Origin of the sequence: Pseudoalteromonas sp. SR41-7, from assembly GCF_014163935.1 — a bacterium.
Lineage (GTDB): Bacteria > Pseudomonadota > Gammaproteobacteria > Enterobacterales > Alteromonadaceae > Pseudoalteromonas > Pseudoalteromonas distincta.
In genome coordinates this window covers 64250-77350 of record NZ_JACJEF010000013.1, presented here as the reverse complement: position 1 = coordinate 77350, position 13101 = coordinate 64250, and the positions used below count along the sequence as shown (strand labels likewise).

Annotated in this window: 13 protein-coding genes; 10 read left to right on the top strand and 3 right to left on the bottom strand. The window is 39.3% G+C overall.

Annotated features, from left to right (window positions below; genetic code table 11):
• Positions 1-31 precede the first annotated feature (31 nt).
• Both H5092_RS15975 and rdgC read left to right on the top strand, forming a co-directional pair.
• Positions 32-1801: a sensor histidine kinase gene (locus tag H5092_RS15975; protein ID WP_182733998.1), complete on the top strand. Its 1770-nt coding sequence runs from the start codon at positions 32-34 to the stop codon at positions 1799-1801.
• A gap of 461 nt (positions 1802-2262) precedes the next feature.
• Positions 2263-3180, top strand: coding sequence for a recombination-associated protein RdgC (gene rdgC, locus H5092_RS15970; RefSeq protein ID WP_002962662.1), 918 nt, complete (start codon positions 2263-2265; stop codon positions 3178-3180).
• Positions 3181-3536: 356 nt separating this feature from the next.
• On the opposite strand, the gene H5092_RS15965 is transcribed toward rdgC, so the two are convergent.
• Positions 3537-3773, bottom strand: a complete 237-nt coding sequence (locus tag H5092_RS15965; protein WP_002962663.1) for a YgjV family protein — start codon at positions 3771-3773, stop codon at positions 3537-3539.
• 288 nt (positions 3774-4061) lie between these two features.
• Between H5092_RS15965 and H5092_RS15960 the strand changes: the two genes are divergently transcribed.
• Positions 4062-4718: a Crp/Fnr family transcriptional regulator gene (locus H5092_RS15960; protein WP_002962665.1), complete on the top strand. Its 657-nt coding sequence runs from the start codon at positions 4062-4064 to the stop codon at positions 4716-4718.
• A gap of 48 nt (positions 4719-4766) precedes the next feature.
• Here the strand turns inward: H5092_RS15960 and H5092_RS15955 are convergent, their stop codons facing one another.
• Together H5092_RS15955 and pepB are read right to left on the bottom strand one after the other, a co-directional pair.
• Positions 4767-5333: a phosphoribosyltransferase gene (locus H5092_RS15955; RefSeq protein WP_007377478.1), complete on the bottom strand. Its 567-nt coding sequence runs from the start codon at positions 5331-5333 to the stop codon at positions 4767-4769.
• Between the two features lie 183 nt (positions 5334-5516).
• A complete protein-coding gene (gene pepB / locus H5092_RS15950) occupies positions 5517-6812 on the bottom strand; it encodes an aminopeptidase PepB (protein ID WP_002962668.1) in 1296 nt (431 codons plus the stop codon).
• A 123-nt stretch (positions 6813-6935) separates the two neighbouring features.
• On the opposite strand from pepB, the gene sfsA reads away from it, so the two are divergent.
• The 7 genes from sfsA (at position 6936) to panC (ending at position 13095) form a co-directional block, all read left to right on the top strand.
• Positions 6936-7655, top strand: coding sequence for a DNA/RNA nuclease SfsA (gene sfsA / locus H5092_RS15945; RefSeq protein ID WP_182733997.1), 720 nt, complete (start codon positions 6936-6938; stop codon positions 7653-7655).
• Positions 7656-7963: 308 nt separating this feature from the next.
• Complete coding sequence (dksA, locus tag H5092_RS15940) at positions 7964-8407, top strand: RNA polymerase-binding protein DksA (protein WP_002962671.1); 444 nt, start codon at positions 7964-7966, stop codon at positions 8405-8407.
• Positions 8408-8427: 20 nt separating this feature from the next.
• Positions 8428-9372 carry a tRNA glutamyl-Q(34) synthetase GluQRS gene (gene gluQRS, locus H5092_RS15935; RefSeq protein WP_024597170.1) on the top strand — a complete coding sequence of 315 codons (945 nt, stop codon included), beginning with the start codon at positions 8428-8430 and terminating at the stop codon, positions 9370-9372.
• A 78-nt stretch (positions 9373-9450) separates the two neighbouring features.
• On the top strand, positions 9451-10932 hold the full coding sequence (gene pcnB / locus H5092_RS15930; RefSeq protein WP_002962675.1) for a polynucleotide adenylyltransferase PcnB: 1482 nt from the start codon (positions 9451-9453) through the stop codon (positions 10930-10932).
• Positions 10933-10936: 4 nt separating this feature from the next.
• Positions 10937-11422, top strand: a complete 486-nt coding sequence (gene folK / locus H5092_RS15925) for a 2-amino-4-hydroxy-6-hydroxymethyldihydropteridine diphosphokinase (RefSeq protein WP_002962677.1) — start codon at positions 10937-10939, stop codon at positions 11420-11422.
• Positions 11423-11452: 30 nt separating this feature from the next.
• Positions 11453-12247: a 3-methyl-2-oxobutanoate hydroxymethyltransferase gene (panB, locus tag H5092_RS15920; protein ID WP_002962679.1), complete on the top strand. Its 795-nt coding sequence runs from the start codon at positions 11453-11455 to the stop codon at positions 12245-12247.
• The gene (gene panC, locus H5092_RS15915; RefSeq protein WP_182733995.1) at positions 12247-13095 is read left to right on the top strand and encodes a pantoate--beta-alanine ligase; all 849 of its coding nucleotides are present in this window, start codon (positions 12247-12249) and stop codon (positions 13093-13095) included. Before panB ends, panC begins: the two co-directional genes overlap by 1 nt.
• The last annotated feature ends 6 nt before the right edge of the window (positions 13096-13101 follow it).

Sequence of the window (13101 nt, the reverse complement as noted above, 5' to 3'; positions counted from 1 at the left end):
ACAAAAATAACAAAGGATGAACAAGTCACTCATGTTACAAAAAAGCCTTTCTAAGAAGCTGCTAACAAGCGTTTTATCCGTTTATTTTTTGCTTACCTTCGTAGTGACTTGCGGACAGGTGCTTGCTGAATATCTCAATACTAAAGACTATATACGTGATGAATTAAGTACATTACAAAAAACCTTTAGTCGTAGCTTAACACGTGCAATTTGGGAGCTTAATACCAAGCAAACAATTACAACAGCAGAAGGTTTACTCGCCATTCCCATGATTGAAGGGATTATTGTTCGAGACGACAGCGGCGAAATTATTTCACAGTTAGGGCGCTCGCTCGACATACATAAGCTATATAACCAACAGTTAGTACAAGAAGAAGCTATTTTAGAAGACGCGAAATCCGGTCTGTTTGGTTACACCTTTCCACTTATTTTTGAATTTTCTGGCCGTGCTACCCAAGTGGGCGACGTTACCTTGTTCTCTAGCCGAGAAGTTGTTTTAAGCCGAATTATGGTATCAATCTACTTTTTGATTGGTAATGCGATGATTAAAACTACCTTTTTAATCATTTTATTTTTAATGGCATTTAGAAAGCTTCTTACAGATCCCTTAGCTGAGCTTACTGAGCAACTAGAAAACCTAGAATTAGATGAGCTAGAAGGACAACACATAGAAATAGAAACAGAGGAGCATAACGAACTAAAAGTAATGGAGCAGTCGTTTAACAAACTAATAGATAAAGTGGTTCAGTACAGAAAAGAGCTTGAGCACACCCAAAAAGAACTTATTATTAGTAACGAAAAGCTCGATCATCACAACATACAACTTGAGCAAGACGTAGCCCGTAAAACATCAAACTTAAGCCAAGCAATGATGGAATTACAACAGCAAAAATACGAACTTGAGAAGCAAAAAATTGTGCTCACTGAAGAAATAGACTTACGCCGCAGCACAGAGCAAGAGCTAATTACAAAACAAACTGAATCTCAGCGTTATATAGAGGAATTAAGCCTTGCACAGGAACGTTTATTAGGCACAGAGAAGATGGCCGCACTAGGCGGGCTTGTGGCGGGTATTACGCATGATATTAACACCCCTATTGGGATAGGTGTAACGGCAATATCGTTTTTGCAAGAACGCTTAAATAAACTCGAAAGTGCTTATAGTGAAAAAACACTTTCACCAAAAGCACTAGAAGAATTTATTAACGAAGCAAAACAAAGTACAAGCTTGTTAACCACTAACTTAGATAGAGCCTCAGAGCTTATTGCTAGCTTTAAGCAAATAGCGGTCGATCAGGCCAGTGAAGCTGTAAGAACTATTAACTTTAAAGATTACACTAACGAAGTAATACGCTCACTGCATCCAAAACTAAAAAAGACATCCCATACAATAAAATTAGAATGCCCTGATGATTTAGTTTTAAATTTACCGGCAGGCGCCATCAGCCAAATTTTTACTAACTTAATTATGAATTCACTCATTCATGGCTTTGAAGGTAAAAGCAACGGTGTGATGAATATCAAAATAAGCGCAGATGACACTAACTTAACGATTGATTACAAAGATGACGGTAACGGAGTTACCAGTGAGCAATTGAAAAAATTGTTTGACCCATTCTTTACGACTAAACGCGATGAGGGCGGAAGCGGATTAGGTACCCATATAATGTTTAACTTAGTTAAACAAACTCTTAGTGGATCTATTGATGCAACGAGTGAACCTGGTAAAGGTCTGCGTTACTATATTCAATTTCCAAAGAACATGGCTAAGCCAATGCCTATTTTTGATAAATATGAATAAAAAAGTATATGCATTAAATTATTAGGGCGTGTTGTTCTTTGGTGGTTGAATTTGCAGCAATATGTTTGGTTTTTAGGCAAGGCAGAGCCTATGTAGTGTGGTTATTCCCCATAAGTAGGCGATAACGCAGCATAAATACCAAACATGCGCTGCCCTTTGAGCTCGATCTAGGGACGATTAACTCTTTGTTGCCTACATGGATGTAGGTAAGGGGCGTGAGCAGGACGCGGAAGCTTTGCTCGGTTTTTACTTATTCTTACATGGATGTAAGCCAGTAGAATAACGCAGGAGCAGTTACCGAGCCCACTAGGTTACAAACCTAGCGCCGCGATTTAATCTTCCTTGGATTGAACAAATTTCAATCCATAAAGTTCAACACGCCCTAGTAACAAATCAGTCATTTCGAGATGCTGTTTTTATTGCTATGATTGGACAAATTTTTCAAATGGATCAATTCCCCTATGTGGTTTAGTAACCTTATTTGTTACCGCTTTAAGCAAGACGTTTCATACACCCAAGAAGATTTTGATAAAGCATTAGAGCAAGATTTATTTCGCCCATGTACTGGTCAAGAGCTTGCAACATTTGGTTGGACGAAAGCGTTTGGAAAGCATGGCGAAACACTATCGCATTTTTCTCAAAAAAGTATTTTAGTTTGCGCAAAACGTGAAGAAAAAGTACTCCCAGCTTCTGTTATCAACGAACTAGTTGCTGAGAAAATTGATCAGATAGAAGCCGAAGAAAACCGCCCTGTTAAAAAGAAAGAAAAAGACGAATTAAAAGAAAACATTCTTCATACTCTTCTACCCCAGGCATTTAAAAAGTCGAGCTTACAATTTGCCTTTATTGACCAAGAAAATGGCTGGGTGGTTGTAAATAGTGGCAGCTTTAATAAAGCTGAAGAGCTACTGGCACTACTTCGTAAATCGTTAGGAACGCTCCCAGTTGTACCTGCGTTTGCTAACTACGACCTAGATGTATTCTTAACTGATTGGTTAACTAACTTTAGTACACCAGAAGGCTTTGCTATTGGCTCTGACGCTGAGCTTGAAGAAGCTGACGACAGCGGTGCACAAGTAAAACTAAAAGGCCATGATCTGGCATGTGATGAGGTTAAATCGCACTTAGAAAGTGGTAAACGCGTAACTAAACTGGCACTTGATTGGCAAGAACGCCTCAAGTTTATGCTGCAAAACGATGGCTCTATCAAGCGTTTAAGCTACTCTGAAACTCTAAAAGAAGAGAACGCAGATATTCCTAAAGAAGATATGGCTTTAAAACTTGATGCTGACTTTATTTTAGCTTCTGAGGAAATAAAGCAATTACTTGAAGAACTAACTGCTGGCTTAGGTGACGTTGAAGATTTAGAAAAAGCGTAAATACCACAACCTACATAAATATTTAAGCGCTTTGAAGCATTAAATAGACCCACATATAAGCAGGTTGGTATAACAGATAAAAAATCCGATAGCAGTTTACTGCTATCGGATTTTTTAATGGAATTTTTAGAAGCGCTTATTTATATATTTGTTATCCGCGAACAGAATTTAGCTAACGTTCGGCGTATTAAAACCTAATGTAATCATCTTTTAAGTAAGAGCTTACAGCAAGGTTCAAAGGAAAGTTATGTAGAGTGATATGAGATTATCTGTATTCACTTCAAGCCGGAATGCACAAAAACTGAAATTTTGATTTTAATTAAAACCATTAACTTACTTTGTGCAGATAACTTATTTTAGCTTTTAGCGTCTTCAACTTTAGGTTGGCGATATATTTTTATAATGTGGTATAAATTTACAAGCGACAATAAGCCGTTGGTAAAAATAACAGGCACTGCGCCAATGGCAACACCGTATGCGGTAAATACAATACAACCAAACATGTTGTACCAACGTAGTTTTACTACATCTGTCATTGTTAACGATGCAACCAATAAAGCTGATGCAATATAACCTAAATATTCCCAACTCAATTGTTCTCTCCTAGCCTTTAGGTTAGCATTACATGTACTGCTAGCTTATGGCACTTATAAGTATTGCAAAGTTACAACAAAATAAAAAAGCTAACCTGCTTAAAAAACCTGAAAAAGTTTGCCGGAAAATACCAGCAAATTCTTAAATCATTACACGGGAAATGAAGGTAAAATAATACTCTTAGCAAAGCTAATAATATTAATAGCAAGTTAGCGTAAATTCTTAGTGTCTTAATGCTATCGTCATTAAGATGTAATAAATAGGACAAATGTCCGAAGAGCACATTGATGTTTCAATACCATTTTTCTAGTTACCTTGTTGATCAGCTTTTAACCTTTGCCGGTAGTAGCTATCAACAATCAAAAAAAGAAGTCCTGATCCATCAAGATCAGCCTTTAAGCAAGCTTGTGCTTGTACGCAGTGGCACTGTGTCGTTTAGTTACGACGTAGGTAATGGACGACGCCTGCTGTTAGGTCAATTGGATTGTAACAATACCCTTATTGGTGAAATAGAAGCGCTAAATAATAATCCATGTATTTATACAGTTACGTGCTTTAGCGATGTAACCTATAACCTTATTGAATTAAGACATTGGCGTGCTCTGCTACTTGAAAAACCAGAACTGAGCTTATACACCGCACAAACCATTGCGGCTAAGTTTCAGGAAAACCAAAAAATCAATTTAGATAAGTTATTACTACCACTTAGCTATAACATAGCTAAAGATTGCTTACTAAGGGCCGAGAACAACAACCCTACGCTACTTAGAGCCTACCCAACTGTAAATGCTGAAGCCGAACGCTTTGCTACCACTGAGCGAGCTTACAGACGTGTTGTTACAGAACTCGTAGAAAAAGGCTTAGTACTTAGAAGCAACGATGGCTTACAAGCCGTCGATATACCAAAGCTAAGTGAATACGTAGATAGCTTTGCTCAGCTTTAAAATAAAAAAAGGCCTTCACGGCCTTTTTTTATTTATGCAAATTACTAATTACTTCTCTAGCAAAATGTCATGAATTTTCGCAAGATCAGATTTACCAGCAATAATTTCATCCGGTGTTAAACCCGATAGTTCATGCGGGAACACTAACCACTCTTCAGACTCATGAATATAATAATCTGGAACAGTGTCTACTTTTGAGTTTTTTGGCTTGTAGTACGGACATGCAATACGAATATCACGTGGCAAGTTTAAGCGCATAAGCTCTGAAAGCTTTTCTTTTAATGCAACAATACTACGACCAGAGTCAAATACATCATCAACAATTAATAATGAGTCGCCTGCATTTGCGTTCTCAACAATGTAATGCAAACCGTGCACTTTAATTTCTTTAGATTGTTTACCAATACCGTAATAAGACGATGTACGTACTGCAATGTGGTCAGTCTCAATGCCTTTATAATCGTAATATTCTTGAACAGCAATACCGATCGGGGCACCACCTCGCCAAATACCAATAATAAAATCAGGACGAAAGCCATCTTGGTATACTTGTGCCGCTACGCGGAACGAATCTTCAAGCAGCTGTTGAGCTGTGATGTAGCACTTATCTGACATAATTAGAAACCCCAGTGGTGGATATAAGATTTGAGCGCAGCTTAGAGTTAAGCAAAAATTAAACTCAAACAGGTATTGGCGACGGATTTTACCGCAAATGAAATAAAATTGCTTGCCTGTAAATTAAAAAATAGGCACCCAAAGGTGCCTATTTTTAGTGTAAAAAGCATAATTTAGTAAATATTATGCTTTTTCTTGTAGGGTACGAGCAACCGTACGCATACCTTGAGTTGTTGCGCCCGCTGCCCATTGGCTTGTACTGCCCATGTTAAAAGCAGCAGCTAAATCTATGTGCACCCAGCCTTTGCCATCGTTTGGCACAAAGCGTGATAAAAAGCCTGCAGCATTCGATGCACCGCCGTAACCGCCACCCTTTTGTGCACGGCTATTTGCCGTATCAGCATAAGGAGATGGGCAGTTTTGTTGATGCCATTTTTCAAGAGGAAGTGGCCAAGCAGCTTCCATTTCTTGAGATGCAAAACTTTCAACTTCACGTGCAAGTTCTTTATCAAGTGCAAATAATGCATTGTACTCTTGGCCAACAGCAACAAGCGCTGCTCCAGTTAGTGTTGCTGCATCAATGATAAGTGGAGCGCCAGTCTCTCCTGCTGCCATTAAGCCATCAGCAAGTACTAAGCGACCTTCAGCATCCGTGTTTACAATTTCAACTGTTGTGCCATTTTTGTAAGTAAGAATGTCACCTAATTTGTATGCATGACCCGAAATTAAGTTCTCAGCACAACATAAAAACAGCTTAATACGTTTTTCAATACCACGGTTAATAGCCAATGCTAAACCTGCTGTTACTGTTGCAGCGCCGCCCATGTCGCACTTCATACCAAGCATACCTTCGCTTGATTTAATTGAGTAACCACCTGAGTCAAACGTAATACCTTTACCTACAAGCGCAGCACTTACTGGTGCATTTTCGTCGCCTGTTGGGTTGTAATCAAGCTCAAGCAATACTGGTGGGCGAACACTACCGCGACCAACTGCATGAATACCAATCCACTGTTGTTCTAGTAACGCATCACCTTTAATAATTTGGTAACTTACATGTTCAGGCGCTAATGATTGAATAAACTCAGCTGCTTTTTCAGCTAGGCTTTCTGGGTATATGTCATCGGCAGTACCGTTAACCATTTCACGTGCCCAAATTGCTGACGTTTTTAAGTGAGCAAGTTCTTTAATATCTGATTGTGCGTTATCAACAAACTCAACACCGTTTAATGATTTTGGTGTTACAAAGCCTTGGTAAAAAGCCCACTGGCTTTCTGTACACCAAGTATCACCTGCTAATTCAACATTTTTAACGCCTTGGCTTGCAATAGTACGGCCTGCTTTTTGAACATTTTTTAATGTGTCTTGCTCAGATAAATGAACAGTTGCACCGCGCTCGTTAAAAGACAATGACGCATTATCGCCCCAATGACTCGCTGCTGCTTGTTCGCTTAGTTGAACAACAAATTTTTCACTCATGTTAGAATTCCCTTGCACTTAAATGTGCCACCGAGTTTACTATAGAGCGCTTAAGTTCCCAACAGCTTGAGATAAATAACATAAATCACACTGCTGAGCAGTGTTTACGCTTTGGAAGTTATTATGAAGTACACGCCAGCGCTGCAACCAGCCATATTATTAAAGCGCTACAAACGCTTTTTAGCTGATTTACAATTAAGTGATGGCAGCGAATTTACCGCCCACTGTGCAAATACAGGTAAAATGACGGGATGCGCTGAGCCAGGCTTTACTGCTTTTTATTCAACGAGCGATAACGCAAAACGAAAATACCCGCATTCATTAGAGCTTACGCAAAATAACTTATCGCAGCTTATTTGTGTAAATACAGCGGTGGCTAATAAAGTAGTAGAAGAAGCAATAAACAATAATGTGATAAGCGAACTACTCGACTACAGTCAATTGCAAAGCGAAGTGAAGTACGGCAGCGAAAACAGTCGTATCGACTTTTTACTCACAGACGAAAATAAGCCCGATTGCTATGTAGAAGTTAAGTCAGTCACATTATTAAGCGAAAATGCACCACAAAGCGGGCAAGGCTACTTTCCTGATGCGCAAACACTGCGTGGACAAAAACATATCCGCGAACTAATAGAAATGATCGAACAAGGCCACCGAGCAGTATTACTGTTCGCTGTTTTGCATGAGGGAATAAATACCGTAAGTGCAGCTGCGCATATTGATAAAAAATACGCCACGTTATTAAACCAAGCAATAATAGCCGGTGTTGAAGTATTAGCATACAAAGCCAAAATTTCAGCTAATGGAGTCTTACTTCATAAAAGAATAGCATTTATAGAATAGTGTAATAAACCAACGGATTGAACTAAGCGTAATTTACAAAGTACTCCAATTATAGAAAGTGGTAAAAAGTGAATTATTAAAATTAACTTGTTTTTAAAGCTTTTGCCCATATAACAAGGCAAGTTTTAGAAAGCGAATATGTGAATTAATTAAAAGTGTAAATAAACTATTAATACACTTTTTTACTCAGTAAGCATGGTTGAAGCTAATTCGATTAATTAAAAATAAATTTGCCTAGGGTATAAGATTCTGTTATTTATACCGCCGGCTAATGCTGAGGCATTAAATTAAGGATTTAGGAGAGAGTTATGCCAGACCAAAAGAAACATGGTTTATTGGCTCAAGCCGGTTTAGAACCATACCAAGAAAAACCAGGCGAAGAGTACATGAATGATGCACAACGTGCTCATTTTAGAGCAATTTTAGAGACTTGGCGTAACGATTTACGTAACGAAGTTGATCGTACTAAATCGCACATGCAAGACGAAGCTGCTAACTTTCCTGACCCAGTTGACCGCGCTGCACAAGAAGAAGAATTCTCTTTAGAACTTCGTACTCGTGACCGCGAACGTAAATTAATCAAAAAAATTGAAAAAACAATTAATTTGATTAAAGAAGATGATTTTGGCTTTTGTGAGTCTTGTGGCATCGAAATTGGCATACGTCGCTTAGAAGCACGTCCTACTGCCGATTTATGCGTAGACTGTAAAACACTTGCAGAAATCAAAGAAAAGCAATCTGGACGCGGCTAATTAAAACTTATTAGTTAGTTATGTCTCCTACAGCCGTTACTGCGCCTATGCGTAAATATCGCGGTCGTTTTGCGCCGTCTCCTTCTGGGCCATTACATTTTGGCTCACTTGTAGCGGCTGTGGGTAGCTATTTAGATGCAAAAGCTAATCAAGGAAAATGGTTAGTTCGTATTGAAGACATTGACACTACGCGCGTGGTTAAAAACGCCGACTCCGATATTCTAAATACCTTACAAGCCTACGCCCTTTATTGGGATGAACCTGTTGTATACCAAACACAGCGCCTGTCTTTATATCAAGATATTACCCACTCACTTTTAGAGCAAAACCTTGTTTATGGTTGCACCTGTACTCGCAAGCAGATAAAAGCCATTGGCGGTATTTATCAGGGGCATTGCAAAGCACTTAATCATCATACTCAATCCGGCGCGCTTCGTTTAGTTCAGCAACATCCAACGACTCAATTTAGTGATTTAATTCAAGGTGATATATCGGTAAATAGTGCATTATCCCACGAAGATTACTTAATTAAACGCAGTGACGGTTTATTTGCATATCAACTTGTTGTGGTCGTCGATGATATCGATCAAAGCATAAATCGAATTGTAAGAGGCGCAGATTTAATTGAACCAACAGCTCGGCAAATTAGTTTGTTTAAACAACTCGACAGCCCTGTACCTGAATTTGCTCATTTACCTTTAGCGGTTGCCAAACCCGGTTTTAAACTATCTAAACAAAATTATGCCCCCGCCATTTGTAAGCAAAATCCAAAGCCTGCTTTAATTAGCGCTTTTGAATTTTTAGGGCTACCTGTTATAGCTGATTTAAGCGACTTAAATATAGAACAATTAATCGATTGGGGAATTAAAAACTTTAGCTTAAAACAGGTCCCCCAAGTATCCGAAATACAAATTTCTCAACATCCACATAGCCAGAAAGTCCAATTTACACATTTAAGTAAATAAAATAGCTAAAAACGGCTTAATTTCAACACATCAACTTAATTTTTAAACCCTGCTGGTATATGATAGCCGCCTAAATATATGCTAATTACGTCAAACAGCTTGTACTGGGTTATAACCGCCCTATTTGCTGTAACTTTTGATTGCGATGCAGAGTCAATCACACCTTCTAGGAGACAGACTATTATTTCCAAGCTTTTTCAATTTTGCCGACAAATAATCGGCCCGAATACCAGTGCCGAAAGCGCTTCTGTAAGCAGTGAACCTATTGTTGTCACTCGTGGTGAGCATGGTATTTCTCGCAAACAATTTAGCCCAAATGCAATCAAAGTATTATACCGCTTAAAAGACGGTGGCTACGATGCCTACCTTGTTGGTGGTTGTATTCGCGATATATTGTTAGGCCAACAGCCAAAAGATTTTGACGTAGTTACTAATGCAACTCCAGATCAGGTAAAAAAACTATTTAGAAACTGTCGCCTGATAGGTCGTCGCTTTCGTCTAGCACACATTGTATTTGGCCGTGAAATTATCGAAGTGGCAACAATGCGTGGCCACCACGAAGCGCAAGAAGACAAAAATCAAATAAGCCAATCAAGCAATGAGGGCCAACTACTACGTGATAACGTATTTGGCAGTATTGAAGAAGATGCAGAGCGCCGCGACTTTTCAATCAACGCACTTTATTACTCAATTAAAGATTTTAGTATTCACGATTACGCCAACGGCTTAGCGGCAATTAAAGCTAAACAAATCGAGCTTATTGGCGACCCTGAAACGCGTTACCGCGAAGACCCTGTTCGTATGTTACGTGCAGTACGTTTTGCCACTAAGCTTGATATGAGCATTGCGCCTAAAAGTGAAAAGCCAATTAGCGAGCTTGCAAGCTTGCTTGATAACATTCCGCCAGCACGTTTATTTGAAGAAATTCTTAAGCTATTTTTAAACGGCAAGGCCGAAGCTAACTTTTTAATGCTGCGTAAATACGGCTTATTCCGCTCACTTTTTCCTGAACTTGATAAAATTTTAGATAAAAACCCAAGTGGCTTAGAGCACACGCTTATTCAGCAAATGTTTCAAAATACCGACAAGCGTATTAATGCCGATAAAAAAGTAACACCGGCGTTTATTTTTGCTGCCCTACTTTGGTTCCCACTGCTTGAGCGCACTAAAAAAATTCAAAGCCAAGAGCAACTATCTGAATACGATGCTTTCGCACAAGCAATGAATAAAGTACTAAGCGATAATTCACAGCATATAGCTGTTCCTAAGCGCTTTACTTTAGGTGCTCGCGATATTTGGCATATTCAGCACCGCTTAGATAAACGTGCTGGCCAACGTGCATACAGGCTAACGCAACAGCCTCGCTTTAAAGCCGCTTACGACTTTTTATTATTACGCGTAGATGCAGGCGAAACTCAGCATACAGAGCTTGCTCAGTGGTGGACACAATACTTAAGTAAAGATATAAACGGCCAAAAAGAGATGGTTAAAAGCTTAGGTCATCAAGGTGGTCCTAAGCCGCGAAAGCGCCGTCGCCCTACTAAAAAGCCAACTGAGTAATAACATGCATTGTGTTTATTTGGGTTTAGGTGCCAACCTAAACTCACCAAAAGAGCAGCTTGATAACGCGATAATTGCGCTTAAAAAGCTGCCTAATTGTGAATTTGTAAACGTATCGCATTACTATGCAAGTAAGCCTATGGGCCCACAAGATCAACCAGACTATATCAATGCCGTAGCCTGTATTAAAACGACCCTTGATCCAGAGCAATTACTTGATTTAACACAAAGTATTGAGCTTGAGCATGGTCGAGTAAGAAAAGCTGAGCGTTGGGGTCCACGCACACTTGATATCGATACCCTATTATTTGATGATCAAATTATAAATACGGCGCGCTTAACCGTGCCTCATTATGGTTTGAGTGATCGCGAGTTTGTGGTTTACCCACTATTAGAGCTTGCACCTGAACTTATTTTACCTAGCGGCATTGCATTAAAAACCATTGCAAATAACTTACCGCTCAACGACTTACAACAATTACCTCTGTAATTAACCTAGGCTTTTGCCTGCGAGGATATTATGTCTAAAATAACCGTTTCTACTTTAAATAAAATGAAAGCAGAAAATAACAAAATTACTGCATTAACAGCCTACGACGCTAGTTTTGCAAAGTTATTTCATGATAACGGCGTTGAAGTTATTTTAGTGGGCGACTCATTGGGCATGGTACTACAAGGCGGCGATGACACCCTTGGCGTAACAAATCAAGATATTGCATATCATACCCGCTGTGTACGCGCTGGTAGCCGCGAATTATTTGTAATTGCTGACTTACCTTTTATGACCTACTCAAGCGTTAGTGATACCTGTAAAAATGCAGCTGAGCTTATGCGCGCTGGCGCAAACATGATTAAACTTGAAGGCGGAGAGTGGCTTTACGAGAGCATTAAAGCACTCACTCAACAAGGTATCCCAGTTTGCGGGCATTTAGGCCTTACACCACAGTCAGTTCATGTATTTGGTGGCTTTAAAATACAAGGTCGCGAAGAAGATAAAGCACAAAAAATGATTGATGATGCGAAAGCACTTGAAGCTGCTGGCGCGCAATTATTAGTACTTGAGTGTATTCCAAGTGCCCTGGCAAAACGCATTACAGACGCTTTAAGTATCCCGACTATTGGTATTGGTGCAGGCAGCTTAACTGACGGCCAAATACTGGTAATGCATGACCTGGTTGGTATTTCGGCAGGTTACATTCCTAAATTTTCTAAAAACTTTTTGCTCGAAACAGGCAATATGCCTGCAGCCGTTCAAAAGTATTGTACAGATGTTAAAAGTGGCGCATTTCCAAGCGCTGAACATGAGTTTAAATAATGCAATCAATAACTGAAATCAGATCGTTACGTAGTCAAATTAAAGCATGGCGCCAAGCAGGTCTTAGCGTGGCGCTTGTGCCAACAATGGGCAACTTGCACCGTGGGCATTTTTCGCTAGTAGAAAAAGCAAAAAGCTTGGCCGACAAAGTCGTTGTAAGTATTTTTGTAAACCCAATGCAATTTGGTGCTAACGAAGATTTAGATAACTATCCTCGTACGCTAAACGAAGACAAACAAGGCCTTGCTGAACTAGGCACTGATATTGTATTTACCCCAAGTGTAGAAACAATCTACCCTAACGGACTGGGTGCACAAAGCTTTGTAGATGTACCTGACATTTCATTAGGCTATTGCGGTGGCTCACGTCCAGGTCACTTTAGAGGTGTTGCAACAATCGTAACTAAGTTATTTAACTTAGTGCAACCAGATTACGCCTGCTTTGGTGAAAAAGATTTTCAGCAACTACAAGTAATCAAAACTATGGCACGCGACTTATCAATTCCGGTTGAAGTCATTGGTGTACCTACAATGCGAGAAGTTTCTGGCCTTGCTATGAGCTCACGTAATGGTTACTTATCTGATGATCAAAAAGCGACTGCAACCGTATTATTTAAAGCCCTTAATACGTGCGCTGAGCAACTTAAAAGTGGCGAGAAAGACTTTGTAAAACTTGAAAGCTTAGCTAAACAAAGTTTAGAGAAAGCAGGCCTAAAACCAGACTATTTTGAGATTGCTCAACGAGATACATTAAAAACTGCTACAATCGAAGATACTCAATTTGTTATTTTAGCCGCAGCCTATTTTGGTGGTGTTAGATTGATCGACAATATCCAAGTCGAAATTTAATATTAT